19 protein-coding genes, 2 rRNA genes, 1 pseudogene and 1 riboswitch (1 of these 23 running past the window's edge) are annotated in these 25,114 nt (G+C 69.5%); of the genes and pseudogenes, 13 read left to right on the top strand and 9 right to left on the bottom strand.

Translation table 11 applies throughout. The annotated features are described in order from the left end of the window. The 12 genes and pseudogenes from Srubr_RS04440 to Srubr_RS04385 form a co-directional block, all read left to right on the top strand. A 23S ribosomal RNA gene (locus Srubr_RS04440) occupies positions 1-2,695 on the top strand; it begins 427 nt to the left of the window's first position. 70 nt (positions 2,696-2,765) lie between these two features. Next, positions 2,766-2,882 (top strand): 5S ribosomal RNA (gene rrf, locus Srubr_RS04435). Positions 2,883-2,989: 107 nt separating this feature from the next. Next, positions 2,990-3,598 carry a CDP-alcohol phosphatidyltransferase family protein gene (locus Srubr_RS04430; protein ID WP_030603418.1) on the top strand — a complete coding sequence of 203 codons (609 nt, stop codon included), beginning with the start codon at positions 2,990-2,992 and terminating at the stop codon, positions 3,596-3,598. Between the two features lie 114 nt (positions 3,599-3,712). Then, complete coding sequence (locus Srubr_RS04425; RefSeq protein WP_189998665.1) at positions 3,713-6,208, top strand: mannose-1-phosphate guanyltransferase; 2,496 nt, start codon at positions 3,713-3,715, stop codon at positions 6,206-6,208. Between the two features lie 164 nt (positions 6,209-6,372). After that, positions 6,373-7,290, top strand: a complete 918-nt coding sequence (locus tag Srubr_RS04420) for a DUF881 domain-containing protein (protein ID WP_189998663.1) — start codon at positions 6,373-6,375, stop codon at positions 7,288-7,290. Further along, on the top strand, positions 7,287-7,619 hold the full coding sequence (locus Srubr_RS04415; protein WP_003988855.1) for a small basic family protein: 333 nt from the start codon (positions 7,287-7,289) through the stop codon (positions 7,617-7,619). Before Srubr_RS04420 ends, Srubr_RS04415 begins: the two co-directional genes overlap by 4 nt. 5 nt (positions 7,620-7,624) lie before the next feature. Then, on the top strand, positions 7,625-8,506 hold the full coding sequence (locus tag Srubr_RS04410; protein WP_189998661.1) for a DUF881 domain-containing protein: 882 nt from the start codon (positions 7,625-7,627) through the stop codon (positions 8,504-8,506). A gap of 190 nt (positions 8,507-8,696) precedes the next feature. Continuing rightward, positions 8,697-9,527, top strand: coding sequence for an FHA domain-containing protein (locus Srubr_RS04405; RefSeq protein ID WP_189998659.1), 831 nt, complete (start codon positions 8,697-8,699; stop codon positions 9,525-9,527). Between the two features lie 44 nt (positions 9,528-9,571). Further along, a complete protein-coding gene (gene ftsR, locus Srubr_RS04400) occupies positions 9,572-10,309 on the top strand; it encodes a transcriptional regulator FtsR (protein WP_189998657.1) in 738 nt (245 codons plus the stop codon). An 83-nt stretch (positions 10,310-10,392) separates the two neighbouring features. Then, the gene (locus tag Srubr_RS04395; RefSeq protein ID WP_026253112.1) at positions 10,393-10,866 is read left to right on the top strand and encodes a bifunctional nuclease family protein; all 474 of its coding nucleotides are present in this window, start codon (positions 10,393-10,395) and stop codon (positions 10,864-10,866) included. A gap of 262 nt (positions 10,867-11,128) precedes the next feature. Continuing rightward, complete coding sequence (locus Srubr_RS04390) at positions 11,129-11,812, top strand: MerR family transcriptional regulator (protein WP_181793755.1); 684 nt, start codon at positions 11,129-11,131, stop codon at positions 11,810-11,812. Positions 11,813-11,975: 163 nt separating this feature from the next. Further along, positions 11,976-13,340, top strand: a pseudogene (locus Srubr_RS04385) (DNA polymerase IV); the annotation flags it as partial. A 320-nt stretch (positions 13,341-13,660) separates the two neighbouring features. Here Srubr_RS04385 and Srubr_RS04380 read toward each other — a convergent pair. Beyond that, positions 13,661-14,032 (bottom strand): PRC-barrel domain-containing protein, encoded by a 372-nt coding sequence (locus Srubr_RS04380; RefSeq protein ID WP_189998655.1) that lies wholly within the window; start codon positions 14,030-14,032, stop codon positions 13,661-13,663. A 119-nt stretch (positions 14,033-14,151) separates the two neighbouring features. After that, a riboswitch (glycine riboswitch) is annotated at positions 14,152-14,246 on the top strand. Positions 14,247-14,420: 174 nt separating this feature from the next. On the opposite strand from Srubr_RS04380, the gene gcvP reads away from it, so the two are divergent. Continuing rightward, positions 14,421-17,306 (top strand): aminomethyl-transferring glycine dehydrogenase, encoded by a 2,886-nt coding sequence (gene gcvP / locus Srubr_RS04375; protein ID WP_189998653.1) that lies wholly within the window; start codon positions 14,421-14,423, stop codon positions 17,304-17,306. Positions 17,307-17,384: 78 nt separating this feature from the next. Here gcvP and Srubr_RS04370 read toward each other — a convergent pair whose 3' ends face one another. From Srubr_RS04370 to Srubr_RS04335, 8 genes are all read right to left on the bottom strand, one after another. Beyond that, positions 17,385-17,804 (bottom strand): TOBE domain-containing protein, encoded by a 420-nt coding sequence (locus tag Srubr_RS04370; RefSeq protein WP_189998651.1) that lies wholly within the window; start codon positions 17,802-17,804, stop codon positions 17,385-17,387. A 28-nt stretch (positions 17,805-17,832) separates the two neighbouring features. After that, positions 17,833-18,987, bottom strand: coding sequence for an ABC transporter ATP-binding protein (locus Srubr_RS04365; protein ID WP_189998649.1), 1,155 nt, complete (start codon positions 18,985-18,987; stop codon positions 17,833-17,835). Continuing rightward, the gene (gene modB, locus Srubr_RS04360) at positions 18,984-19,844 is read right to left on the bottom strand and encodes a molybdate ABC transporter permease subunit (RefSeq protein ID WP_189998646.1); all 861 of its coding nucleotides are present in this window, start codon (positions 19,842-19,844) and stop codon (positions 18,984-18,986) included. Before modB ends, Srubr_RS04365 begins: the two co-directional genes overlap by 4 nt. Then, a complete protein-coding gene (gene modA, locus Srubr_RS04355; RefSeq protein ID WP_189998644.1) occupies positions 19,841-20,671 on the bottom strand; it encodes a molybdate ABC transporter substrate-binding protein in 831 nt (276 codons plus the stop codon). Before modA ends, modB begins: the two co-directional genes overlap by 4 nt. A 225-nt stretch (positions 20,672-20,896) precedes the next feature. Next, positions 20,897-21,292, bottom strand: a complete 396-nt coding sequence (locus Srubr_RS04350) for a TOBE domain-containing protein (RefSeq protein ID WP_189998642.1) — start codon at positions 21,290-21,292, stop codon at positions 20,897-20,899. Positions 21,293-21,404: 112 nt separating this feature from the next. Beyond that, positions 21,405-23,357, bottom strand: a complete 1,953-nt coding sequence (locus Srubr_RS04345; protein WP_189998640.1) for an APC family permease — start codon at positions 23,355-23,357, stop codon at positions 21,405-21,407. A gap of 570 nt (positions 23,358-23,927) precedes the next feature. Next, positions 23,928-24,485 carry a hypothetical protein gene (locus Srubr_RS04340; RefSeq protein ID WP_189998638.1) on the bottom strand — a complete coding sequence of 186 codons (558 nt, stop codon included), beginning with the start codon at positions 24,483-24,485 and terminating at the stop codon, positions 23,928-23,930. A 358-nt stretch (positions 24,486-24,843) separates the two neighbouring features. After that, positions 24,844-25,050 (bottom strand): DUF5999 family protein, encoded by a 207-nt coding sequence (locus tag Srubr_RS04335; protein ID WP_030603474.1) that lies wholly within the window; start codon positions 25,048-25,050, stop codon positions 24,844-24,846. Positions 25,051-25,114 lie beyond the last annotated feature (64 nt).

Raw genomic sequence — 25,114 nt, 5'->3', positions numbered from 1 at the left:
AAACGTCAGCGGCTCGTTTGAGAGACACCCAAGTAGCACGGGGCCCGAGAAATCCCGTGTGAATCTGGCGGGACCACCCGCTAAGCCTAAATATTCCCTGGTGACCGATAGCGGATAGTACCGTGAGGGAATGGTGAAAAGTACCGCGGGAGCGGAGTGAAATAGTACCTGAAACCGTGTGCCTACAAGCCGTGGGAGCGTCGGAGTGGAGCTTGCTCCATTCTCGTGACTGCGTGCCTTTTGAAGAATGAGCCTGCGAGTTTGCGGTGTGTTGCGAGGTTAACCCGGGTGGGGAAGCCGTAGCGAAAGCGAGTCCGAATAGGGCGTTTTAGTAGCACGCTCAAGACCCGAAGCGGAGTGATCTAGCCATGGGCAGGTTGAAGCGGAGGTAAGACTTCGTGGAGGACCGAACCCACCAGGGTTGAAAACCTGGGGGATGACCTGTGGTTAGGGGTGAAAGGCCAATCAAACTCCGTGATAGCTGGTTCTCCCCGAAATGCATTTAGGTGCAGCGTCGTGTGTTTCTTGCCGGAGGTAGAGCACTGGATAGGCGATGGGCCCTACCGGGTTACTGACCTTGGCCAAACTCCGAATGCCGGTAAGTGAGAGCGCGGCAGTGAGACTGTGGGGGATAAGCTCCATGGTCGAGAGGGAAACAGCCCAGAGCATCGACTAAGGCCCCTAAGCGTACGCTAAGTGGGAAAGGATGTGGAGTCGCAGAGACAACCAGGAGGTTGGCTTAGAAGCAGCCACCCTTGAAAGAGTGCGTAATAGCTCACTGGTCTAGTGATTCCGCGCCGACAATGTAGCGGGGCTCAAGCGTACCGCCGAAGTCGTGTCATTGCAGCGTATAGCCCTAACGGGTGTTGTGATGGGTAGGGGAGCGTCGTCTGCCGGGTGAAGCGGCACTGGAAGGTAGTCGTGGACGGTTGACGAGTGAGAATGCAGGCATGAGTAGCGATACAAACGTGAGAAACGTTTGCGCCGATTGACTAAGGGTTCCTGGGTCAAGCTGATCTGCCCAGGGTAAGTCGGGACCTAAGGCGAGGCCGACAGGCGTAGTCGATGGATAACCGGTTGATATTCCGGTACCCGCTGTGAAGCGTCAAACATCGAATCCAGTGATGCTAAGGCCGTGAAGCCGCCCTGGAGCCTTCGGGCAAAGGGGAGTGGTGGAGCCGCTGACCCAAGTTGGTAGTAGGTGAGTGATGGGGTGACGCAGGAAGGTAGTCCATCCCGGGCGGTGGTTGTCCCGGGGTAAGGGTGTAGCCCGAGTGGTAGGCAAATCCGCCACTCTTGCAGGGTGAGACCTGATGCCGAGCCGATTGTGGTGAAGTGGATGATCCTATGCTGTCGAGAAAAGCCTCTAGCGAGTTTCATGGCGGCCCGTACCCTAAACCGACTCAGGTGGTCAGGTAGAGAATACCGAGGCGTTCGGGTGAACTATGGTTAAGGAACTCGGCAAAATGCCCCCGTAACTTCGGGAGAAGGGGGGCCACGTCTGGTGATCGGCTTTGCGCCGTGAGCTGGGGGTGGCCGCAGAGACCAGCGAGAAGCGACTGTTTACTAAAAACACAGGTCCGTGCGAAGCCGTAAGGCGATGTATACGGACTGACGCCTGCCCGGTGCTGGAACGTTAAGGGGACCGGTTAGCTCACTTTCGGGTGGGCGAAGCTGAGAACTTAAGCGCCAGTAAACGGCGGTGGTAACTATAACCATCCTAAGGTAGCGAAATTCCTTGTCGGGTAAGTTCCGACCTGCACGAATGGCGTAACGACTTCTCGACTGTCTCAACCATAGGCCCGGTGAAATTGCACTACGAGTAAAGATGCTCGTTTCGCGCAGCAGGACGGAAAGACCCCGGGACCTTTACTACAGTTTGATATTGGTGTTCGGTTCGGCTTGTGTAGGATAGCTGGGAGACTGTGAAGCTCGCACGCCAGTGTGGGTGGAGTCGTCGTTGAAATACCAGTCTGGTCGTGCTGGATGTCTAACCTGGGTCCGTGATCCGGATCAGGGACAGTGTCTGATGGGTAGTTTAACTGGGGCGGTTGCCTCCTAAAGGGTAACGGAGGCGCCCAAAGGTTCCCTCAGCCTGGTTGGCAATCAGGTGTTGAGTGTAAGTGCACAAGGGAGCTTGACTGTGAGACCGACGGGTCGAGCAGGGACGAAAGTCGGGACTAGTGATCCGGCGGTGGCTTGTGGAAGCGCCGTCGCTCAACGGATAAAAGGTACCCCGGGGATAACAGGCTGATCTTCCCCAAGAGTCCATATCGACGGGATGGTTTGGCACCTCGATGTCGGCTCGTCGCATCCTGGGGCTGGAGTCGGTCCCAAGGGTTGGGCTGTTCGCCCATTAAAGCGGTACGCGAGCTGGGTTTAGAACGTCGTGAGACAGTTCGGTCCCTATCCGCTGTGCGCGTAGGAGTCTTGAGAAGGGCTGTCCCTAGTACGAGAGGACCGGGACGGACGAACCTCTGGTGTGCCAGTTGTTCTGCCAAGGGCATGGCTGGTTGGCTACGTTCGGGAGGGATAACCGCTGAAAGCATCTAAGCGGGAAGCCTGCTTCGAGATGAGGACTCCCACCCACTTGATGGGGTAAGGCTCCCAGTAGACGACTGGGTTGATAGGCCGGATCTGGAAGCACGGTAACGTGTGGAGGTGACCGGTACTAATAGGCCGAGGGCTTGTCCTCAGTTGCTCGCGTCCACTGTGTTGGTTCTGAAACCACGAACAGCCTTCGGTTGTTGTTTGTTTCATAGTGTTTCGGTGGTCATAGCGTGAGGGAAACGCCCGGTTACATTCCGAACCCGGAAGCTAAGCCTCACAGCGCCGATGGTACTGCAGGGGGGACCCTGTGGGAGAGTAGGACGCCGCCGAACTCCTTTTGAAGCTCCGGCTCTTGGGCACTGCCCAGGAGCCGGAGCTTTTTTGCGTTGAGGTAAAGTCAGTGAGCATCATTGGCTCGTTTCGCACAGGAGGCCCCCGGGTGGAGGTCCAGGAGACCCGTGTCCAAACGGACCGGGTCCTCACCATCCCCAACATCCTCAGCATGGCGCGGCTCGTCGGCGTACCCCTGTTCCTGTGGTTGATCCTCAGGCCGGAGTTCGGCGGCCCGAAGAGCGATGGCTGGGCCCTCCTCGTGCTGGCGTTCAGCGGGGTCAGCGACTATCTCGACGGAAAGCTCGCCCGGCGCTGGAATCAGATCAGCAGCCTCGGCCGGCTCCTCGACCCCGCCGCCGACCGCCTCTACGTGCTTTCCACGCTCCTGGGGCTCACGTGGCGGGAGATCCTGCCGATCTGGCTGACCGCGCTCTTGCTCGCGCGTGAACTGGTTCTGCTGGTCATGGTGGGCATCCTTCGCCGGCACGGGTATCCGCCGCCCCAGGTGAACTTCCTCGGGAAGGCCGCTACGTTCAACTTGATGTACGCCTTCCCGCTCCTGCTCCTCAGTGACGGAAGTGGTTGGATCTCGTCACTCGCCGCTATTTTCGGATGGGCGTTCGCCGGATGGGGTACAACCCTGTATTGGTGGGCAGGAGTGCTCTACGTGGTACAGGTCCGCCGATTGGTTCGAGCGGACACCATGGCCGATTGAGCTCGGCGATTGTCCAGACACAACGCCTCGATGGCCCGCGGTGTAAAAGTGCGGGACAATCTGGACGGGTGAAGTCGGCTAGACCGTCGTCTCTTGGAGGAGGACGCTTCCGACATGAAGGCCGTCGTGATGGCCGGGGGCGAAGGCACACGCCTGCGCCCCATGACCTCTAGCATGCCCAAGCCGCTCCTGCCCGTGGCGAACCGCCCGATCATGGAGCATGTGCTACGGCTGCTCAAAAGGCACGGGCTCACCGAGACCGTCGTCACCGTGCAGTTCCTGGCATCGCTCGTGAAGAACTACTTCGGTGACGGCGAAGAGCTCGGGATGGAGCTCACGTATGCCAATGAGGAGAAGCCACTCGGTACCGCCGGAAGCGTCAAGAACGCCGAGGAGGCGTTGAAGGACGATGCCTTCCTGGTCATCTCCGGCGATGCCCTGACCGACTTCGACCTCACCGAACTGATCAACTTCCACAAGGAGAAGGGCGCGCTCGTCACGGTCTGTCTGACCCGCGTGCCCAACCCGCTGGAGTTCGGCATCACCATCGTCGACGAGGAAGGCAAGGTCGAGCGCTTCCTGGAGAAGCCGACCTGGGGACAGGTCTTCTCCGACACCGTCAACACGGGCATCTACGTCATGGAGCCCGAGGTCTTCAACTACGTCGAGCCCGACGTACCCGTCGACTGGTCCGGCGACGTCTTCCCGCAGCTCATGAAGGAAGGCAAGCCGATCTACGGCTACGTCGCCGAGGGCTACTGGGAGGACGTCGGCACGCACGAGAGCTATGTGAAGGCCCAGGCCGACGTCCTTGAGGGCAAGGTCGACGTCGACATCGACGGCTTCGAGATCTCGCCCGGCGTGTGGGTGGCCGAGGGCGCCGATGTGCACCCCGACGCCGTACTGCGCGGACCGCTGTACATCGGCGACTACGCGAAGGTCGAGGCCGGCGCGGAGATCCGCGAGCACACCGTCGTCGGCTCCAACGTCGTCGTCAAGAGCGGGGCCTTCCTGCACAAGGCCGTCGTCCATGACAACGTCTACGTGGGGCAGCACAGCAACCTGCGTGGCTGTGTCGTCGGCAAGAACACCGACATCATGCGGGCCGCCCGGATCGAGGACGGCGCGGTCATCGGGGACGAGTGCCTGATCGGCGAGGAGTCGATCGTCCAGGGCAACGTCCGCGTGTACCCGTTCAAGACCATCGAGGCCGGCGCCTTCGTCAACACCTCGGTGATCTGGGAGTCACGCGGTCAGGCGCATCTGTTCGGCGCCCGCGGTGTCTCCGGCATCCTGAACGTGGAGATCACACCGGAGCTGGCGGTACGGCTCGCCGGCGCCTATGCGACGACCCTGAAGAAGGGCTCGACGGTCACCACGGCCCGCGACCACTCCCGCGGTGCCCGGGCGCTCAAGCGCGCGGTGATCTCCGCGCTCCAGGCCAGCGCCATCGACGTACGCGACCTGGAGAACGTACCGCTGCCCGTGGCCCGGCAGCAGACCGCGAGGGGCAGCGCCGGCGGCATCATGATCCGGACCTCGCCCGGTGTCCCGGACTCCGTGGACATCATGTTCTTCGACGGCCAGGGCGGGGACCTCTCGCAGGGCGGCCAGCGCAAGCTCGACCGGGTGTTCGCGCGCCAGGAGTACCGGCGGGCGTTCCCGGGCGAGATCGGCGACCTGTACTTCCCGGCGAGCGTCTTCGACTCGTACACCGGGTCGCTGCTGCGCAACGTCGACACGACCGGGATAGCCGAGTCGGGGCTCAAGGTCGTCGTGGACGCCTCCAACGGCAGTGCCGGGCTGGTGCTGCCCAGCCTGCTCGGCAAGCTCGGAGTGGACTCGCTGACCATCAACCCCGGTCTGGACGAGACCCGGCCCACCGAGACGGCCGAGATGCGGCGCAAGGGGCTGGTGCGGCTCGGGGAGATAGTGGCGTCCTCGGGTGCCGCGTTCGGTGTGCGGTTCGACCCCGTCGGCGAGCGGCTGTCGCTCGTGGACGAGAAGGGCCGGATCATCGAGGACGACCGGGCGCTGCTGGTGATGCTGGACCTGGTGGCCGCCGAGCGGCGCAGCGGGCGGGTGGCGCTGCCGGTCACCACGACGCGCATCGCCGAGCAGGTGGCCGCCTACCACGGCACCCAGGTCGAGTGGACCACCACGTCGCCGGACGACCTCACGCGCGTCGGGCGCGAGGAGGGCACCATCTTCGGCGGCGACGGCAAGGGCGGGTTCATCGTCCCCGAGTTCAGCGGCGTGTACGACGGCACAGCGGCCTTCGTACGGCTCATCGGGCTGGTGGCGCGCACGCAGCTCACGCTGAGCCAGATCGACGCCCGTATCCCGCGGGCGCACGTCCTCAAGCGGGATCTGGCGACGCCGTGGGCCGTCAAGGGCCTGGTGATGCGGCGTGTGGTCGAGGCCGCCGGGGATCGCTTCGTGGACACGACCGACGGTGTGCGGGTGGTGGAGACCGACGGGCGCTGGGTGATGGTGCTGCCCGACCCGGCCGAGGCGGTCACCCACCTGTGGGCGGAGGGCCCCGACGACGCCTCCGCGCAGGCCCTGCTGGACGAGTGGTCGGCGGTCGTGGACAGCGCCGGCCGGTGATCGCGCACGCGCCCGGGGCCGTCGGCACGGCGTCCCCGGGCGGAAGCGAACGGCTCGGGACCGGTTAACCCCCGCACGCGCGCGTGCCGGACAAGTGTCCCCCACGGGGGCCTGTCCGGCACGCCGGTGGGGCCGTTCGGAGGTACTGCTCGCGACATGCGACGATGTGCGGCATGCCGCAGCAACCCCCCGTTCGGAGCAGCCCCGCGCGGCCGCAGCGCCCGGACGCCTCCATGTCGTTGATCACCAACGTCATGGACCACAGCCTCGACGACGGATACGCCGAGGCCGCCGCCCGGCGGAAGTCCGCGGGCGAGGGCGGTCTGCCCAAGACCCTGCGGGCCAAGCTGGGCCTGGCCGCGGGGCTGGTCCTCGCGGCCCTGGTGGTGACCGTGGGGGCGGCCCAGGCGCGGGTGTCGGCGCCCGTGGTGGCCAAGGAGCGCCAGGAGCTGATCGATCGCGTCGACAGCGAGACCGCGGACGCGGACCGGCTGGAGAGCACCGTCGACAAGCTGCGCGACGACGTCGACGCACGTCGGCGGGCGGCCCTGAAGTCGAGTGGCGGCAGCGCCGAGGCGGATCTGGTGGGCCTGCTGTCGGGCGCCACCGCGGTGCACGGCCCCGGCGTCAGACTCGTCGTGAACGACGCCAAGGAGGCCGCCGGCGGCGGGGACGGCGCCAACCCCCGGGAGACGTCGGGCTTCTCCGATACCGGCCGGGTCCGGGACCGGGACATGCAGCGCGTGGTCAACGGACTGTGGGCGTCCGGGGCCGAGGCGGTCTCCGTCAACGGGCAGCGGCTGACCGCCCTGTCCGCGATCAGGGCCGCGGGTGACGCGATACTGGTCGACAACAGGCCGCTGGTGCCGCCGTACACGGTGCTGGCGGTGGGGGACGGGCAGAGGTTGAGCACCAGGTTCCAGAACAGCGCCGACGGCCTGTATCTGCATGCCCTGGAGGAGAACTACGGCATCCGCGCCACCATTTCGACGGAGGGCGAGGTCCGGTTGCCCGCCGCTCCCAGTGTGATCGTACGTACAGCACAGCCGAAGCTCGAGAAGACCGGGAAGGGCACATCGTGATCGCCGTACTGGGCCTCGTCGTGGGAGTCGTGGCCGGCCTGTTGGTCCGGCCCGAGGTTCCGGCGGTCGTCGAGCCGTATCTGCCGATCGCCGTCGTCGCCGCGCTGGACGCCGTCTTCGGCGGTCTGCGGGCCATGCTGGACGGCATCTTCGACGACAAGGTCTTCGTGGTGTCGTTCCTGTCGAACGTGGTCGTCGCCGCCCTCATCGTGTTCCTGGGAGACAAGTTGGGCGTGGGCGCGCAGCTGTCCACGGGCGTGGTGGTCGTCCTGGGCATCCGGATCTTCTCCAACGCGGCGGCGATCCGCCGGCACGTGTTCCGGGCGTGACCTCCATGAGCGACCAGAACGAGCGCACCATCGGAGACGGACAGAACGCCCACGGCGACCGGGACGACCGGCCGGGGAACCGGCTGCGCAGGGAGCTGCCGGCCGAGGTGCCGGTGCCCGCGCCCGGAACCGGCCCGGGGGCCGAGGAGCGGCCCCCGCAGCCACTGACGGGCCGGCAGCGGCTCGTCAAGGGCCTGTGGCCGCCGCGTTTCACCCGGGCGCAACTCATCGTCGCCGTGCTGCTGTTCGGCCTCGGCTTCGGCCTGGCCGTGCAGGTGGCGTCGAACAGCGACACCGACAGCGCGCTGCGCGGCGCACGTCAAGAAGATCTTGTACGTATCCTCGATGAACTGGATTCGCGTACTCAGCGTCTTGAGGACGAGAAGCAGGGACTCGAAAAACAGCGTCAGGAACTGCAGAGCAGCTCCGACCAGGCGGCGGAGGCGCGCCGGCAGACCGCCGAGAAGGCGAGGCAACTCGGCATCCTGGCGGGCACCGTGGCGGCACAGGGTCCCGGCATCACCATGACGATCGAGGACACGAAGGGGACGGTCAAGGCGGACATGCTGCTCGACGCGATCCAGGAGTTGCGCGCGGCCGGCGCGGAGGCGATCCAGGTCAACGGGGTCCGGGTGGTCGCGGGAACGTACTTCGCCGACTCCGACAGGAGTGTCAGCGTCGACGGGAACAAGATCAACGCGCCGTATCGTTTCAGGGTCATCGGCAAGCCGCAGGACTTGGAGCCGGCGCTGAACATCCCTGGAGGTGTGGTGCAGACTCTGGAGAAAGAGCAGGCCACGGTGACCGTCGAACGGTCGGACAAGATCGTCGTGGACGCCTTGCGGCGGGCGGAGCGGCCTGACTACGCTCGGTCGTCCTCCCAGTGAACCGGCGGTGCATGGGTGCCGTCGGGCAAGGGCATGAGGTTGCGGGGGGTCGGCGCACCGAAGGGGTGGTGCGTGGTGGAAACTGTCTGGTGGATACGGACGTTGTGAGAATGTCCGGCTCGGCCGGTGTAGGCAATCAGGGTTCGTCCTGCCCCACGGGCGGGTCTGTTTCGGTCAAGGGGAATCGCCCGTGAAGTTGTTTGCGAAGTTGTTCGGCAAGAGCGCGCGAGAGGGCAGCGACAACGCGACCGCTCGCCATCGCGCACAGCCTGACGCGGAGGGCCAGCGCCCGCTGTTCCGGGACCAGGTCGCTGGTCCGGGCGGTGACATTCAGGGAGGTCAGGGCGCGGCGTCAGTTGACCCTGCCCAGTCCGGCGGCATAGGTTTCGGGCAACCGTCAACCTCAGGTACGGGTGGAGGGTTCGCCTCCGGCCCGTACGCGTCCAATGCCCCGGCGGGGCAGCCGCGGCAGGAGGATCCGTCGATGTCGGTCCTGGTGTGTACGAGGTGCGGTAACCGCAATCCGGAGAACGCGCGGTTCTGTTCCCACTGCGGGGCGCCGCTGCGTCCCGGGCTGACGCCGGAGCGGGCCTCCGAGACGACGTCCACGATCTCGATCTCCGGGCTGGAGGCGTACGACTCCGAGGCGACCGGCCAGACGCCGCTGCCGATGCTCTCCCCGGAGGCGCAGGCCGCGGTGGACGCGCTGCCGCCGGGCTCGGCGCTGCTCGTCGTGCGCCGGGGGCCGAACTCGGGCAGCCGCTTCCTGCTGGACGGTGATCTGACGACGGCCGGCCGGCACCCGCAGAGCGACATCTTCCTGGACGACGTGACGGTCTCCCGGCGGCACGTGGAGTTCCGGCGCTCCCCGGACGGCTCCTTCACGGTGGCCGACGTGGGCAGCCTGAACGGCACGTACGTCAACCGCGAGCGCATCGACCAGGTCGCCCTGTCGAACGGTGACGAGGTGCAGATCGGCAAGTACCGGCTGGTGTTCTACGCGAGCCGGCAGGGCTACTGACCCGCCCCCGGACGGTGTCCGGGGGAACCCCAGAGGGAAGGTCCATGCTTCAAACACCGAGCGGCGGTGCCGGAAGCGGTACCGCCGCCAGGGACAGTGGGCTGATGAGCATCGGCACGGTGCTGAACGTGCTGCGCGACGAGTTCCCCGAAGTCACCATCTCCAAGATCCGCTTCCTGGAGTCGGAGGGGCTCGTCGAGCCGCGGCGGACCCCGTCGGGGTACCGCAAGTTCAGCGCCGGGGACGTCGAGCGTCTCGGCCACATCCTGCGGATGCAGCGGGACCACTATCTGCCGCTCAAGGTGATCCGGGAGCACCTGGACGCCATGGAGCGGGGCGAGGCCGTCCCGCTGCCCCTGGTCGGGCGCCAGCGCACCGCGCAGGACGCCGCCGCGGCCGTGGAGGGCCCCACGGTGGCCAGGGTGGGCAGGGCCGAGCTGCTGGCCGCGGCGGACATCGACGAGGGCGAGCTGAAGGAGTGGGAGTCCTACGGGCTCATCGCTCCGCTGGAGGACGGGGCGTACGACGCCGAGGCCGTCACGGTGGCCGCGCTGGTCGCCGAACTGGGCCGGTTCGGGATCGAGCCGCGCCACCTCAGGGTGATGAAGGCCGCCGCGGACCGAGAGGCGGGCCTGGTCGACCAGATCGTCGCCCCGCTCAAGCGCCACCGCAACCCGCAGACCCGGGCGCACGCCGAGGCCCGTACGAAGGAGCTGGCGGACCTCACCATGAAGCTGCACGCGGCCCTGGTGAAGACCGCTCTCGGGGTGCGAATCCCGTGAAACGGGGCCCTCGGGCGGCCGGATCGGGCACCTGTTCCCGGCCCGACTACCCAAACGTCCCGGGCACGGCCTAGGGTTGCTGTGTGAACGAGCTCGATGTCGTAGGTGTCCGGGTCGAAATGCCCTCCAACCAACCGATCGTGCTCCTGCGCGAAGTGGGGGGCGACCGCTATCTCCCCATCTGGATCGGGCCGGGGGAGGCGACGGCGATCGCCTTCGCCCAGCAGGGCATGGCCCCCGCGCGACCGCTGACCCACGACCTGTTCAAGGACGTGCTGGAGGCCGTCGGCCAGGAGCTGACCGAGGTGCGCATCACCGATCTGCGAGAAGGTGTCTTCTACGCGGAGCTGGTGTTCGCCAGTGGGGTCGAGGTCAGCGCCCGCCCCTCCGATGCCATAGCGCTGGCTCTGCGCACCGGTACGCCGATCTACGGCAGTGACACGGTGCTGGACGACGCGGGCATCGCCATTCCCGACGAGCAGGAGGACGAGGTGGAGAAGTTCCGGGAGTTCCTGGACCAGATCTCCCCCGAGGACTTCGGCACCAGCAGCCAGTGAGCGGCCCGGCCGGCCCGTCGGACCAGGGGTTCTGCCCGGCGAGGCCGATGGCTTCGGCGCGGCCGGCGCCCTGGCACATGTCCGCGGCGGAATGGGCGTCCTACGGCTCGCCGCGAGCGCATTCGGCTAGCCTTTCCCCGCGGTGGGGCACGGGAAACCACTCCTAGGGTGATTATCACTCGGCGTGCCGAGTGTGGCGATCGTTGACGCACCCCTGGTGACTGCCTACCGTCGAGAAGGCAGGTCAAGGACGGAGGTCGGCGTGAGAACCAGCGGCGACGGTACGGTCGGGGGTGCTCCGGGACGCGGTTTCGGGGAGAGCGGTCCGTACCCGCCCCCGAGTTCGCGGCTGCGCTCAGGCGGGGGACATGCCCATCCCGGCGGCGCCGTGGAGCACGCTCCGCAGCTGCCGACGGCGGTGCCGAACGGCGGAGGGGTGGCGTCCATGACGTCCGAGCAGATCGGCTATCGCGGGCCCACGGCCTGCGCTGCCGCCGGCATCACGTACCGACAGCTGGACTACTGGGCCCGCACCGGCCTGGTCGAGCCCAGCGTGCGGCCCGCCTACGGGTCGGGCACTCAGCGGCTGTACAGCTTCCGGGACGTCGTCGTCCTGAAGATCGTCAAGCGCTTTCTGGACACGGGTGTGTCCTTGCAGAACATCCGCACGGCCGTGCAGCACCTCCGGGAACGCGGTTTCCGTGACCTGGAGCGGATGACCCTGATGAGCGACGGCGCCACCGTGTACGAGTGCTCCTCGCCGGACGAGGTCCACGCCCTGCTCCAGGGCGGTCAGGGCATCTTCGGAATCGCCGTCGGTGTGGTGTGGCGGGACGTGGAAAGCGCGCTCTCCCAGCTGCACGGTGAGCGCATCGACACCGGCGAGACACTCGTCGGGCACAACCCCGCGGACGAGCTGGCGCGGCGGCGCAACCGGGCGGTCTGACGCGTCCGTGTAACGGGCCGGTCCGATCCACCCATGTCCGGGCGGTCGGCGCGTCGCGTTCAGGCGCCCGGCGGTCGCGACCGGGCGGCCCGCACCGGCCGGTTCCGCCGAGGGGTGTCCCTGTGCCACCGCGTTGTCAGTGGTGTGGTGCAGCATCGGAGATGTGAGAAACGCGCCCACGATCCTGCACCTCGACATGGATGCCTTCTTCGCCGCGGTGGAGCAGGCGTCCAAGCCGAGCCTGCGCGGGAAGGCGGTCGTCGTGGGCGGGCTCGGACCGCGTGGTGTGGTGGCCACCGCGTCGTACGAGGCACGGGTGTTCGGGGTCCACTCGGCGATGCCCATGGCGCAGGCGCGTCGGCTGGCACCCAACGCCGCCTATCTGGTGCCGCGCTTCACCCTGTACCGGGCGATCAGCGAGCAGGTGATGGCGCTGCTGCGGGAGCTGTCGCCGCTGGTGGAGCCGCTGAGCCTGGACGAGGCGTTCGTGGACCTGGAGGCCGGGGGAGCGGCCTGGGACGAGGAGTCGGCGCGCCGGGCCGGGGAGAAGCTGCGGGCGGACATCCGCGCGGTCACCGGGCTCACCGGTTCGGTGGGGCTCGCCGCCTCCAAGATGCTCGCGAAGATCGCCTCCGAGCAGGCCAAACCCGACGGACTCGTGCTGATCGAGCCGGGCACCGAGCGGGACATGCTGGCGCCCATGCCGGTGCGGACGCTCCCGGGGGTCGGGCCGGCCACCGGGGACCATCTGCGCAGAGCCGGGATCACCACGGTGCGGGAGCTGGCCGAGGCGGGCGAGGACGAGCTGGTCCGGCTGCTCGGCAGGGCGCACGGGCAGGCGTTGTACGCGATGGCGCACGCCCGGGACGAGCGGCCGGTGGTGGCCGAGCGGGAGGCCAAGTCGGTGTCGGTGGAGGACACGTACGACGTGGACATCCACGACCGGGTGCGGGTCGGCCTGGAGGTGCAGAGGCTGGCCGACCGGTGTGTGCGGCGGCTGCGCGGGGCCGGGTTGTCCGGGCGGACCATCGTGCTCAAGGTGCGGCGGTACGACTTCTCGACCCTGACTCGTTCCGAGACGCTCAGAGGGCCCACGGACGATCCCGCCGTCATCCGTGAGGCGGCGGCGCGGCTGCTGGACTCCGTGGACACCACCGGCGGGGTGCGGCTGCTCGGGGTCGGGGTGTCCGGGCTCGCCGACTACACCCAGGAGGACCTGTTCGCGCAGGCCATGCCGGTGCGGGTGGTGGAGGAGCCGGAGGAGGCCGCCGTCGAGGCGGAGGCGGAGCAGCCGGAAGCCGCGGAGCGGCACTGGCGGGCCGGGCAGGATGTGCGGCACGCCGAGTACGGGCCCGGCTGGGTGCAGGGGAGCGGGCTGGGGAGGGTGACGGTACGGTTCGAGACGCCTCAGTCGGAACCGGGGCGTGTGCGGACGTTTTTCGCCGACGATCCCGCGCTGGCGTCTGCGGATCCGTTGCCGTTGGTCGCGGCCCTTTCCCACCCGCCCGCCCGTCCCGGGACCCCGCCCGACAGCGGCCGACACGGGGCTCCGCCCCGGACCCCGGAAGAGTGCCGGGGCCGGGAGGAGTCCCGGGGCCGGGAGGGGTCCCGGGACCGGGAAGACTCCGGCGGGCAGGACGAGTCCCTTGCCCTGAATGGGGTCCGGGTCCTCGGCGAGTCCCCCGCCCCCGAGGACGGCCGTGCCCCTGACGGCGTCCGTGCGCTCGAAAAGGGCCGCGTCCCAGGAGAGAGCGGTGATCGGGGGAGGCGCCCCGTGCTGGGAGCGGACCGGGCTCGGCAAGGTGCTCGGGATAGGGAGGAGGGGCGTGGGTGGGAGGGGCCGGGGGGTCAGGTTTCCTCCGAGCCCGCCAGTCTGCCGAAGTCGTGGTCCGGGAGCGGGGGAGGGGAGGCCGTGTCGAGACCGTAGTGGTGGTAGAGCTGGAGTTCCTGCTCGGGAGAGAGGTGGCGGCCCACGCCGAAGCCGGGGGCGTCCTTGATCAGGGCGCGGTCGTAGGGGACGCGCAGGGTGCCGTCGACGAGTTCGCTGGGTTCCAGGGGCACGAAGGCGTCCCGGGAGAACAGGCCGGTGCGTATGGCCGCCCACTCGGGCACGCCGGTCGCGTCGTCCAGGTACACCTCGTCGATGGTGCCGATCTTGGTGCCCTTGCGGTCGAACGCCTTGCGGCCGATCAGGCTGCGCGGATCGATGTCGGTCTGCACGGTCCCTCTCCCTCCACGTGGTCGCAACTCATCCGTAAGCACTACGAAAGAGCACATTGGAGGAGGCGGCCACTCGAAGGCTGCCCCATTGACCTCGCTGGTAGGCTGACAGCGGCTGCTGACCCCGCGCGGGAGAGTCCTCCGACCACCTCGGGGGCGCCGAAGGAGCAACTCCTCCCCGGAATCTCTCAGGCTCACGTACCGCACGGACGAGGTCACTCTGGAAAGCAGGGCGGGCGTCGACGGCTCCTGCCCTCACCGACGGTGAAAGCCGGCGCCCGCGGGCGTCCGGTGAAGCTCTCAGGTGCAGATGACAGAGGGGGAGGCCGTCGGGGTACCCGCGCCGGGGTGCCCCTCGCAGGTCGCGTCAGACCAGGAGGCCTCCGCAATGACCGCCCATCGCATTCCGCTCTCCGAACTCGAAGCGGGCACCCCGTTCGAGCAGCGCCACATCGGACCCGACCAGGAGGCGCGGGCCAAGATGCTCGCGCAGGTCGGATACGGCTCGCTGGACGAGCTGACCGCCGCCGCGGTCCCGGATGTGATCAAGAACGCCGACTCCCTGGACCTGCCGGGCGCCCGCACCGAGGCCGAGGTGCTCGCCGAACTGCGCTCGCTCGCCGACCGCAACCAGGTCCTGCGCTCCATGATCGGCCTGGGCTACTACGGCACCTTCACCCCGCCCGTCATCCTGCGCAACGTGATGGAGAACCCCGCCTGGTACACGGCCTACACGCCGTACCAGCCGGAGATCTCCCAGGGCCGTCTGGAGGCCCTGCTGAACTTCCAGACGATGGTCGCCGAGCTGACCGGGCTGCCCACCTCCGGCGCCTCCCTGCTGGACGAGGGCACGGCCGCCGCCGAGGCGATGGCCCTGTCCCGGCGTATGGGCAAGAACAAGAAGGGCCTGTTCCTGGTCGACGCGGACACGCTGCCGCAGACCATCGCCGTGATCGAGACCCGCGCCGAGCCGACCGGCGTGGAGGTCGTCGTCGCCGACCTGTCCGCAGGCATTCCGGCGGAGATCGCCGAGCGCGAGATCAACGGCGTGCTGCTCCAGTACCCGGGCGCCTCCGGTGCCGTACGGGACCTCAAGCCCGTCATCGACCAGGCGCACGAGCTGGGCGCCCTGGTGACGGTGGCCGCCGACCTGCTCGCCCTGACCCTGCTGACCTCGCCGGGCGAGCTGGGCGCGGACATCGCCGTGGGCACCACCCAGCGCTTCGGCGTGCCCATGGGCTTCGGCGGTCCGCACGCCGGCTACATGGCCGTACACGAGAAGTTCGCGCGCAGCCTGCCCGGCCGCTTGGTCGGCGTCTCCGTCGACGCCGACGGCCACAAGGCCTACCGGCTCGCACTGCAGACCCGTGAGCAGCACATCCGCCGTGAGAAGGCCACCAGCAACATCTGTACCGCACAGGTGCTGCTCGCCGTCATGGCCGGCATGTACGCCGTCTACCACGGGCCCGAGGGCCTGAGGACCATCGCGCGGCGCACGCACCGCTACGCCACCCTCCTCGCCGAGGGCCTGAAGGCCGCCGGTGTCGAGATCGTCCACGGCGCCTTCTTCGACACGGTCACCGCGCGCGTGCCCGGCAACGCCGCCGGGATCGCCGCCGCCGCCCGGGACAAGGGCGTCAACCTGCGGCTGGTCGACGCCGACCACGTCTCCATGGCCTGCGACGAGACCACCGACCGGGCCGGGCTGGACGCTGTCTGGTCCGCCTTCGGCGTCGACGCCGACATCGAGGCGCTGGACGCGACCGCCGAGGACGCCCTGCCCGAGGCGCTGCTGCGCACCGACGACTACCTCACCCACCCGGTCTTCCACCAGCACCGCTCCGAGACCGCCATGCTGCGCTACCTGCGCAGGCTCGCCGACCGCGACTACGCGCTCGACCGCGGCATGATCCCGCTGGGCTCCTGCACCATGAAGCTCAACGCGACCACGGAGATGGAGCCGGTCACCTGGCCCGAGTTCGGGCAGCTGCACCCCTTCGCGCCCGCCGAGCAGGCGCAGGGCTACCTCACCCTCATCCGCGAGCTGGAGGACCGTCTCGCCGAGGTCACCGGCTACGACAAGGTCTCCCTCCAGCCGAACGCCGGCTCCCAGGGCGAGCTGGCCGGTCTGCTCGCCGTCCGCGGCTACCACCGCGCCAACGGCGACGACCGGCGCACCGTCTGCCTGATCCCGTCCTCCGCGCACGGCACCAACGCCGCCAGCGCCGTGATGGCCGGCATGAAGGTCGTCGTCGTCAAGACCGCCGAGGACGGCGAGATCGACGTCGAGGACCTGCGCGCCAAGATCGAGCAGCACCGCGACGAGCTGGCCGTGCTGATGATCACCTACCCGTCCACGCACGGCGTGTTCGAGGAGCACGTCGCCGACATCTGCGCCCAGGTCCACGAGGCCGGCGGTCAGGTGTACGTCGACGGCGCCAACCTCAACGCGCTCGTCGGCCTCGCCAAGCCGGGCCACTTCGGCGGTGACGTCTCCCACCTGAACCTGCACAAGACCTTCTGCATCCCGCACGGCGGCGGCGGTCCGGGCGTCGGCCCGGTCGCGGTCCGGTCGCACCTCGCGCCGTACCTGCCGAACCACCCGCTCCAGCCGGAGGCCGGCCCGGAGACGGGCGTGGGCCCGATCTCGGCGGCCCCGTGGGGCAGCGCGGGCATCCTGCCCATCTCCTGGGCGTACGTCCGGCTGATGGGCGGCGAGGGCCTGAAGCGGGCCACCCAGGTGGCCGTGCTGTCGGCGAACTACATCGCCAAGCGCCTGGAGCCGCACTACCCGGTGCTCTACACCGGCCCCGGCGGCCTGGTCGCGCACGAGTGCATCATCGACCTGCGCCCGATCACCAAGGCGACCGGCGTGAGCGTGGACGATGTCGCCAAGCGCCTGATCGACTACGGCTTCCACGCGCCGACCATGTCCTTCCCGGTGGCCGGCACGCTGATGATCGAGCCGACCGAGTCGGAGGACATCACCGAGCTGGACCGTTTCTGCGACGCGATGATCGCCATCCGCGCGGAGATCGAGAAGGTCGGCTCGGGCGAGTGGCCCGCGGAGGACAACCCGCTGCGGAACGCCCCGCACACCGCGGCGGCGCTCGGCGGCGAGTGGGCGCACGCCTACAGCCGTGAGCAGGCCGTCTTCCCGGCCGGCGGCTCGGCCGCCGACAAGTACTGGCCGCCGGTGCGCCGCATCGACCAGGCCTTCGGCGACCGCAACCTGGTGTGCTCCTGCCCGCCGCTGGACGCTTACGAGGACTGAGCGAACCGCTGCTTGAGAGGCCCCGCCCGGAACGCCAGGTTCCACCGGGCGGGGCCTCTTCCGCCGCTGAAACGATGTCTAAGGGGCCGACAGTGCGACCTCGGTCGCCTTGATCAGGGCGATGACCTCCGAGCCCACGAAGAGGCCGAGGTCGGCGACCGCGTCCGTGGTGATGACGGCGGTGAGTTCGCCGACGGCCGTGGCGATCTTCACGGAGGCCATGACCTCGCCCGGGCGGACCTCGGTGACGGTGCCGGGGAACCGGTTGCGGATGGACAGCCCCTCGGCCTGGCGTGCGGCGAGGGCGACCTCGGTGGACTTGACCAGGGCGTGCACGGGCCGGCCGGGCGCGAGGGAGAGCTGCTCGGCGGCCTCCAGGGTGATGGCGGCCAGCAGGTGCGGGCCGCCGTCCAGCCGGACCTCGACGGTGGCCATGACCTGGCCTGCGTGGACCTCGGTGACGGTGCCGGGCAGCTGGTTGCGGATGCTCAGGGTCATGGGCACCCACCGTAGGGCGCGGGTCCGGTCAGGCCGGGTATGCGTGGGTCTGGGTCGCCTTCACCGTCGCCCAGACCGGTGTACCGGGGCGCAGGTCCAGTTCGGCGGCGGCCACCGTCGTCAGGTCCGCGGCGAGCGGGAGTTCGCCGGTGAGGTCGGCGCGGATCCGGTCGCCGTGCGTCTCCAGGCCGCTGACCTCGCAGCGCCACAGGTTGCGGGCGCTCACGCCGGAGGGCCGGTCCCGGAACAGGGTCACGGCGGACGGCGGAAACGCCACGAAGGCCGGCCCGGACAGCTCCTCCGTCGTCGTGACCGCCGGCCCGGCGTCGAGCCGTACGGTGTGCCCCGCGGCCTGTCCCCGGTAGAGGTTGAGGCCGACGAGCCGGGCGATGTAGTCGGTGCGCGGGTGCCGGGCGATGTCGGCGGGGGCGCCCTGCTGTACGACCCGGCCGTGCTCCACGACCACCAGGCGGTCCGCGAGCACCATGGCGTCCAGCGGGTCGTGCGTGACCAGTACGGAGACCGCCTCGAACTCGGCCAGATGGCGGCGGAGCCCGGCGCGGACCTCCAGGCGGGTACGGGCGTCCAGGGCCGCCAGCGGCTCGTCCAGGAGCAGCAGGCGGGGGCGGGTGGCGAGGGCGCGGGCGAGGGCCACGCGCTGGGCCTGGCCGCCGGACAGCCGGCGTGGCTTGGTGGCCGCGTGGTCGGCGAGGCCCATGCGGTCCAGCCAGGCCGCCGCCTGGGTGCGGGCCTCGGCCTTGCCCACGCCCTGGCAGCGGGGGCCGAAGGCGACGTTGTCCAGGGCGGACAGGTGGGGGAAGAGCAGGTAGTCCTGGAAGACGACACCGACCGGACGGGACTCGGGGGGCGTGTGCTCCAGGGGGGTGCCGTCCAGGTGCAGGTGGCCGTCCGTGAGCGGGGCGAGGCCCGCGAGGGCGCGCAGGGCGGTGGTCTTGCCGGCGCCGTTGGGGCCGAGGAGTGCCACGACCTCGCCGGGGGCGGCCGTCAGGGTGATGTCCAGACGGAAGCCGGGGCGGTCGACCACGAGGCGGGCGTCGAGGCCGGCGGCCGGGGGCGGAGCGACATCGGCCGGTGCGGGTCCGGATGGGCGTGCGGGCTCGGGCGGGGCGGGAGTGGCGCTGTTGGCGGGTTGCTTGTCGGGGTGGGGGTCGGTGTGGGTCATGGGGTTGTCATCCAGCGGTCCCTGAGGGCTGCCAGGACCGCGATCGACACGGTGAGCAGCACGAGGCTGAGGGCGATGGCGGCCTCCGGGTCGTTCTGGAGGGCGAGGTAGACCGAGAGGGGCATGGTCTGCGTGCGGCCGGGGAAGTTGCCCGCGAAGGTGATCGTCGCGCCGAACTCGCCGAGCGCCCGCGCCCAGGCCAGCACCGCGCCGGCCGCGATGCCGGGCGCGATCAGCGGCAGCGTGACCCGGCGGAACGCGGTGAAGCGGGACGCGCCGAGCGTGGTGGCCGCCTCCTCGTAGCGCGGGTCGGCGGCGCGCAGGGTGCCCTCGACGCTGATCACCAGGAACGGCATCGCCACGAACGCCTCCGCGATCACGACCCCGGTGGTGGTGAACGGCAGCGTGACCCCGAACCACGCGTCCAGCCACCGCCCGACGACCCCGTTGCGGCCCAGGGCCAGCAGCAGCGCCACACCGCCGACGACCGGCGGCAGCACCAGCGGCAGGGTGACCAGGGCCCGTACCAGGCCACGGCCGGGGAAGTCCGTACGGGCCAGCAGCCAGGCCAGCGGCACGCCGAGGACGAGGCTCACGGCGGTCGCCGCGGTGGCACTGATCAGCGACAGCTGGAGCGCCTGCCACACCTCGGTGCTGCCCAGCTGATCCGGCAAGGAGCGCCAGGGCGCGCGGACGAGCAGCGCGAGCAGCGGCAGCAGCAGGAACGCCAGCGCCAGCAGGCCCGGCAGCAGCAGCGGCAACGGCACCCCGCGGCGGCCCCCCGCGCCGGCGCGGCGGCGTCGCGGCCGGCCCGTGCGGCGGCCGGCCGCGACGCCGGGCTTGTCGGGCGAGGTCACGGCTTGAGGAACCCGGCCTCGCCCAGCACCTTCTGGCCGTCGGCGGACCGCACGAGGGCGATGAACGCCTGGGCCGCCTCGGCGTTCCGCCCGTTCTTCAGCACGGTGATCGGGTAGTCGTTGACGGCGCCGGCGGACTCGGGGAACTCCACGCCCTGCACCTTGCCCTTCGCGGCCTTCACATCGGTCTTGTAGACGACCGCGGCGTCCGCCTCGTCCAGTTCCACCTTGTTCAGGGCGCTCTTGACGTCCTGCTCGTAGGAGACCGGGGTGAGCTTGACCTTGGCGGCGTCCAGGGCCTTGCGCGCGGCGGAGCCGCAGGGCACGGTCTTGTCGCACAGGACGACCTTCAGCCCGGACTTGGTGAGGTCCTTCAGGGAGGACACCTTCGCGGGGTTGCCCGGCCGGGTGGCGATCTCCAGCTGGTTGCGCACGAAGGTGACCGGGGTGCCGGACGCCGCTCCCGCGTCCGTCACGGTCTTCATCGTCTTGGCGCTGGCGGCGGCGAAGACGTCGGCGGGGGCGCCGCCGGTGATGCTCGCGGCAAGGGTGTCGCTGCCGCCGAAGCTGAAGCTGACCTTGGTCCCGGGGTGCCGGTGCTCGAACTCCTCGCCCAGGGTCGTGAAGCCCTCCTTCAGGGAGGCGGCGGCGAACACGGTGACCGTGCCGGACAGCTTCGGGGAAGCCGACGCGCCCGTGGAGCCGGACTCCCCGGACGAGTCCGATGAGTCCGATGAGGAGGAACAGGCGCTCAGGGCCAGCGCGGCGGCGGCTCCGGCACCGGCCAGTCGCAGCATCCGCCGGGTCCGGCGCACGGAACGGGTCATCACGGATCGACTCCTCGGTTCTTGGACAACGGTCGCGCCCTGGCACGTCCGTTGATCGGCCGTGCGGCGATGATACTGCCGCATCTACGAGGCAGAAGTCTCCTGTCGCTTCGCATGAGCCGGGAGTACGGGGTTTGTAGCTTGCATGTGCGTTCGTACGGCGTGGGTGTCGGCGGCGTGGCCGGGGCGGTGGTGGCAGGGGAGTGGCCCCGGTGCTCGGGCCGGTCAGACGCGGTCGATGTGCACGTTCGTCGACTTCACGCGCGCGGTGGCCTCCATGCCGACCTCCAGGCCCAGTTCCTCCACGGCTTCCCGGGTCAGCAGCGAGACCAGCCGGTGCGGGCCCGCCTGGATCTCCACCTGGGCGGCGACGTCGCCGAGCTTGATCGCGGTGACGATGCCGGGGAAGGCGTTGCGGACGGAGGTGTACGAGGCCTCTTCCTCGCCGCTGTCACCCTTGGCGAGTTCGACGGAGAACGCGGCGAGGTCCCTGCCGTCGATGAGCCGGCGCCCGGACTCGTCGCGGTGGGTGGCCACCCGGCCGGCGTCGGCCCAGCGGCGGGCGGTGTCGGGGCTGACGCCGAGCAGCCGCGCGGCCTGGCCGATCGTGTAGGACTGCATGCCGGTCACGATAGGGGCAAGCGCCGGGAAGCGTGTGTTCGGGGCCGACCGCAGGGGTATAACGCGATATAGCGGATGCCGGGGGGCATGCCGTGCGGGCCCGATGGCCGACTCAGCCGGTGTGTACCCGCGGGCGGCGTTCCCGGTCCGGTTCCGCCACGCGCAGCACCTCACGGGTGACCGGGGCGACCTCGCCCTGGCCGAAGAGGAAGAAACGGAGGAAGTTGGCGAACGGATTGCCCTCGGTCCACTCGAAGTAGATGTGCGGGGTGCGGCCCGTGGCGTCCCGGACGTGCAGCAGCAGCGCGGCGAGGGCGTTCGGGATGGAGGAGGACTCCAGCGTCAGCACCCGGTAGCGGTCGTGCAGCACCTCGCCGCGCACGGCCAGCCCCGCCTCGAACTCGGACGGGTCGGTGACCGTGACCTCGACGAAGACGAAGTCCTCCTGCTCCGGCATGTCGTTGTCGGCCCTGATCTGCTCGGCCTTGTCCCGGTACTCGGCCTGGTCCCGCCGCCCCGGCTTGTTGGCGATGAAACGGATGCGCCGGTGGGCCATGTCCCGGACGAACCGCTCCGCCATCGGGTCGAGCGTCACGTGGGTCACGCGCAGCTCGAAGGCGCGGGCCAGCCGGGACAGCAGCGATATCAGCATGATCCCGACGATGAAGCAGGCACCGATCTTCACACCGTCCGGACGCTCGATGACGTTCACCACGGTCGTGTAGAGGAACACCGCCGAGATCGCCCCGAACGCCAGGGTCCAGCCGCGCTGGCCCGCCTTGCGCGCGGCGATGGTCACCGCGATCGCGGCGGAGCTGATCAGCACCAGCACACCGGTGGCGTAGGCGCCGCCCTGCTTGTCGACGTTGGCGTCGAAGATCCACGTCACCAGGAAGGCGACCAGGGTGAAGACGACGACCATCGGGCGTACCGCCCGGGCCCAGTGCGGGGCCATGCCGTAGCGGGGCAGGTAGCGCGGCATCAGGTTGAGCAGTCCGGCCATGGCGGAGGCGCCCGCGAACCACAGGATGGCGATCGTCGAGACGTCGTACACCGTGCCGAAGGCGTTGCCGAGGTACTCGTGCGCGAGATAGGCGAGCGCGCGGCCGTTGGCGTCGCCGCCCGGCTTGAACTCCCGCTCCGGGATGAGCAGCGTCGTGATGAAGCTGGTGGTGATCAGGAAGCAGCTCATCACCAGCGCGGCGGTGGTCAGCAGCTTCTTGGTGTCCCGGATCCGGCCGGCCGGCCGCTCGTCGGTGTCACCCGGGTCGCCCTGGACGTGCGGCATGACGGCGACGCCGGTCTCGAAGCCGGACAGGCCGAGGGCGAGTTTCGGGAAGACGATCAGCGCCACGCCGATCATCACGAAGACGTTGCCGTGCTCCTCGGTCAGGGCACCGCTCCAGTCGGTGATCACATGCCCGGCGGTGACGACGTGCCACAGGCCGGTGATCACGACGACGAGGTTGAGCAGGAGATAGACGCCGACCAGGGCGACGGCGACGCCGATGGCCTCCAGGAAGCCCTTGAGGAACACCGCGCCGAGCAGCGCCACCAGGAACAGGGTGATCAGCATCTGCTTGCCCTGGAGGGCTTGCGTCAGATGCGGGTTCTCCACCAGGTGGGTGGAGGCGTCGGCGGCCGAGAGCGTGATGGTGATCAGGAAGTCGGTCGCCGCGAAGCCCAGCAGGGTGAGGACGAACAGCTTGCCCTTCCAGAAGGAGAGCAGCCGCTCCAGCATCGCGATGGACCCCTCGCCGCGCGGGCTCTCCTCGGCCACGCGCCGGTAGACCGGCAGGGCGCCGGCCAGCGTGACGACGACCAGCACGATGGTGGCCACCGGGGACAGCAGGCCGGCCGCCAGGGCCGCGATGCCCGGCTGGTAACCGAGGGTGGAGAAGTAGTCGACGCCGGTCAGACACATCACCCGCCACCAGCGCTGGCCCTTGTGGGCGGGCTCCGGCTCGGCGTGCGGGCCCGGATGCTGCTTGGCCAGGTCGGACAGCCCCTCCAGCATCCAGGCGCGCAGGCGGCCGGTACTGGGAGGGCGTTCGGTCGTGGCCATCGCTGTGCTCCTGACGTACGGCGGCTCTTTCCGGCCATTACCCGGACGGCGGCACCAGCGTATGCAGAGAGTGACGTTCGGGCCTGCGGATCGTCGGGCCGACGGCGTCAAGCTTGCGTTAAGAATGGCCCGCGAACGCCGGGGCGCATGAAGAAGGGGAGGCCGGGGCCGGTACGCCCGAGCCGGCGCCGAGTGGGTGACCTGAGGCCGGGGCCGCCCGAGGCGACTGGGCGACGGCCACCGAGTGTCATGGCGTACGAAGGGTGTACGAGGGGCGTACGCGGGCTGGGGCGCGCCGGGTGTCATGGCCTACGGGGGCCGGGGCGCGCCTGGTGGGTGAGGCTGGTCGGTGTCATGCGGCGTGGGGTATGGCATCCGGACCGTTGCCGGAGCGGGCGGCCGGGCCTACGGCATCCGGACGGCCGTCGGTGCGGGCGGGGCCATGGCACGCACCACCGTCACCGGAGCGGGCTCTCCAGTCCTGTGGTGTTTGAGGTTCCCGTGGTTCTGGAGGCCGATGGGCGCCAGGCCCGCGATGCCCGCAGCCGCCGCTGCCCGGACCGGAAGCCGCTACTCCATGCCCGACGCGCGGAACACACCCAGCGCGGTCTCGCGGTTCACACGGCGGGCGAGGGTGTGCAGGGCGGTCGTACCGGTCAGCAGGATGCCGGCGGTCTCGGCGCGCCGGGCACCCTCGTCGAGCCGGTACCACAGGTCCGGGTTGCGGACCAGTACCTCGGGGTCGATCTCGACCCGGTGGCCCAGGGCGTCGCGCAGCACCAGCCGGCGGCTGACGCCGTCCAGCGGGCGTACCGCGATCAGCAGATCCGTACGGACCCGGCGGGTGCGCCCCAGGCGGCGGGAGGCCAGCCAGCCCTGGCCGGCCGACACGCGCGCCGGGTACAGGACGAGGAACAGCAGCAGGGCCGTCACCAGCCACAGGACACCGCGCCACCAGGTCAGCGAGCCGGCCGCCCCGTCCAGACACAGCGACAGCCCGAGCAGCGCGGTGGCGTAGCGGACCGCGCCGCGTACCTCCCCGGCCCAGTCGCGGTCGTACGCCACGGCAGCGGTGCCGGACAGGTGCCGGCCGATCGCCAGGGGGCGGGTGTCGTCGCGGTGCTCCATGGGGAAAACGGTAGACCCGCGGGCGGCCCGCAGTGCCCTGCGTTGACGGCGCCCTGACGGCCGGACGGCCTTTCTTGACGGGTCCGTATCGCCGGGGCCCGGCGCGGCTCGGCCCCGGACGCGCGCGGTCGAACATGACACCGGTCCGGCTCAGGGCGGGCCCGAAGGCACCTGGGCTGGGACCCGGTGCGGCACGAGCGGGGTGCCCGCCTGCTGAGGCCCGTTGTCTCCAACCCATCCCCGGACCGGGGCTCCGGCCAGCCGGACGGCGCCGGGGCTCCCGCGAGGAGTGTCCCGGCATGCGTCGGGGCCGGTGCGCACGGGTGTGTGCGGCCGGCCCCTGGGTTGCCGTGCCTGCTCAGGCGGCGGTCATCACCTGCTCCGCTCCGAGCGGGCGGTGCGGGGCGATGATGCGGCCGTCGGGCAGCAGCTCACCGGTGTCCTCGAAGAGCAGGACGCCGTTGCACAGCAGGCTCCAGCCCTGCTCCGGGTGGTGCGCCACGAGGCGGGCGGACTCCCGGTCGGCGGATTCGGCTGGCGGGCACGGCGGCTGGTGCTGGCACATGGGCGGGATCTTTCGCTCTGTCGTGATCATGTCCGTCCCCCGTGATGAAAGAGTCGGTCTGTAC

This window comes from Streptomyces rubradiris (assembly GCF_016860525.1).
Lineage (GTDB): Bacteria > Actinomycetota > Actinomycetes > Streptomycetales > Streptomycetaceae > Streptomyces > Streptomyces rubradiris.
Note: the sequence above shows the minus strand (reverse complement) of the source record. Positions and strands in the feature narration are given on the sequence as shown.

What these genes read in the sequence shown, in the direction of transcription:
- Srubr_RS04425 (WP_189998665.1), top strand. Translation starts at nt 3,713, where the DNA reads ATGAAGGCCGTCGTGATGGCCGGGGGCGAAGGCACACGCCTGCGCCCC.
- Srubr_RS04420 (WP_189998663.1), top strand. Translation starts at nt 6,373, where the DNA reads ATGTGCGGCATGCCGCAGCAACCCCCCGTTCGGAGCAGCCCCGCGCGG.
- Srubr_RS04410 (WP_189998661.1), top strand. Translation starts at nt 7,625, where the DNA reads ATGAGCGACCAGAACGAGCGCACCATCGGAGACGGACAGAACGCCCAC.
- ftsR (WP_189998657.1), top strand. Translation starts at nt 9,572, where the DNA reads ATGCTTCAAACACCGAGCGGCGGTGCCGGAAGCGGTACCGCCGCCAGG.
- gcvP (WP_189998653.1), top strand. Translation starts at nt 14,421, where the DNA reads ATGACCGCCCATCGCATTCCGCTCTCCGAACTCGAAGCGGGCACCCCG.
- Srubr_RS04370 (WP_189998651.1), bottom strand. Translation starts at nt 17,804, where the DNA reads ATGACCCTGAGCATCCGCAACCAGCTGCCCGGCACCGTCACCGAGGTC.
- Srubr_RS04365 (WP_189998649.1), bottom strand. Translation starts at nt 18,987, where the DNA reads ATGACCCACACCGACCCCCACCCCGACAAGCAACCCGCCAACAGCGCC.
- modA (WP_189998644.1), bottom strand. Translation starts at nt 20,671, where the DNA reads ATGACCCGTTCCGTGCGCCGGACCCGGCGGATGCTGCGACTGGCCGGT.
- Srubr_RS04350 (WP_189998642.1), bottom strand. Translation starts at nt 21,292, where the DNA reads ATGCAGTCCTACACGATCGGCCAGGCCGCGCGGCTGCTCGGCGTCAGC.
- Srubr_RS04345 (WP_189998640.1), bottom strand. Translation starts at nt 23,357, where the DNA reads ATGGCCACGACCGAACGCCCTCCCAGTACCGGCCGCCTGCGCGCCTGG.
- Srubr_RS04340 (WP_189998638.1), bottom strand. Translation starts at nt 24,485, where the DNA reads ATGGAGCACCGCGACGACACCCGCCCCCTGGCGATCGGCCGGCACCTG.
- Srubr_RS04335 (WP_030603474.1), bottom strand. Translation starts at nt 25,050, where the DNA reads ATGTGCCAGCACCAGCCGCCGTGCCCGCCAGCCGAATCCGCCGACCGG.